A 1,441-nucleotide genomic window follows, 5' to 3' on the forward strand; every position below is an offset into this window, starting at 1 on the left:
AATGTGAACTGCACCCCAAAAGTTAGACATAAAAATCTAACTTTTGGGGTGTTTTTATTATGAAATTAACTTATGAAGATAAAGTTCAAATATATGAATTAAGAAAGAAAGGAGAGAGCTTTAGACAACTTTCAAATCAATTTAGGATAAACATTTCTAATCTTCAGTACATGATTAAATTGATTGATCGTTACGGAATAGAGTTCGTCAAAAAAGGAAAGAATTGTTACTATTCTCCTGAACTAAAACAAGAGATCATTGATAAAGTTCTTCTTGAGGGGCATTCACAAATTAGGGCGTCTCTGGATTATGCTCTTCTAAGTAGTGGATTACTTTCGAATTGGCTGGCACAATATAAGAAAAACGGGTATACTATTGTTGAGAAAACAAGAGGGAGACCACCTAAAATGGGACGTAAGCCAAAGAAGAGATTTGAAGATATGACAGAATTAGAACGTCTTCAAGCAGAAAATGAGTACTTGAGAGCGGAGAATGCCATTCTAAAAAAGTTGAGAGAACTCCGATTGAGAGACGAAAAGGAGCAAGAAGAAAAACGGAAATTGTTCAAGGACTGGTAACAGAGTTTTCTTTAGATATCCTTCTAAAGATTATTAAACTTGCCCGTTCAACTTATTATTACCACTTAAAACAGCTGGATCAAAGCGATAAAGATTATGATATTAAAGCTGAAATTCAGTCAATTTATACTGAGCACAAAGGAAATTACGGCTATCGTCGCATGACTCTAGAATTACGAAATCGTGGCTTCGTAGTGAACCATAAGAAGGTGCAGCGTCTGATGAAAGTACTTGGTTTAACGGCTCGAATTCGCCGTAAACGGAAGTATTCTTCATACCAAGGAGAGGTTGGCAAGAAAGCAGATAATCTTATTCAACGTCAATTTGAAGCAACCAAACCAATGCAAAAGTGCTACACAGATGTGACAGAATTTGCCATTCCAGCAAGCAGCCAAAAGCTTTATTTATCACCAGTTTTAGATGGCTTTAACAGCGAAATTATCTCCTACAATCTTTCTACTTCGCCGAACTTAGTACAAATGAAAGCTATGCTAGAACAAGCCTTTACAGAGAACCATTACGAAAATACAATTCTCCATAGTGATCAAGGATGGCAATACCAACACGATTTTTATCATCATTTTTTAAAGAATAAGGGAATCCAACCATCTATGTCACGTAAGGGAAATAGTCCAGATAACGGTATGATGGAATCTTTCTTTGGCATTCTTAAGTCTGAAATGTTTTATGGTTATGAGAATACGTTTCAGTCACTTGAACACTTGGAACAAGCTATTGTAGACTATATTGATTACTACAACAACAAACGAATTAAGGTAAAACTAAAAGGACTTAGCCCTGTACAATACAGAACTAAATCCTTTGCTTAAATTAATTGTCTAACTTTTTGGGGTCAGTACAAT

Annotated in this window: 1 protein-coding gene; it reads left to right on the plus strand. The window is 35.3% G+C overall.

Features of this window, described 5'->3' with window-relative positions:
• Positions 1-59: 59 nt before the first annotated feature.
• Positions 60-1,408 (plus strand): IS3 family transposase gene (locus tag OCF96_RS09825; RefSeq protein ID WP_261447051.1). Its coding sequence is split into 2 segments (ribosomal slippage): positions 60-510 and positions 510-1,408, totalling 1,350 coding nucleotides; the frame shifts between segments, so codons are not numbered across the junction.
• The last annotated feature ends 33 nt before the right edge of the window (positions 1,409-1,441 follow it).

The organism is Streptococcus mitis, assembly GCF_946190065.1.
Lineage (GTDB): Bacteria > Bacillota > Bacilli > Lactobacillales > Streptococcaceae > Streptococcus > Streptococcus mitis_DE.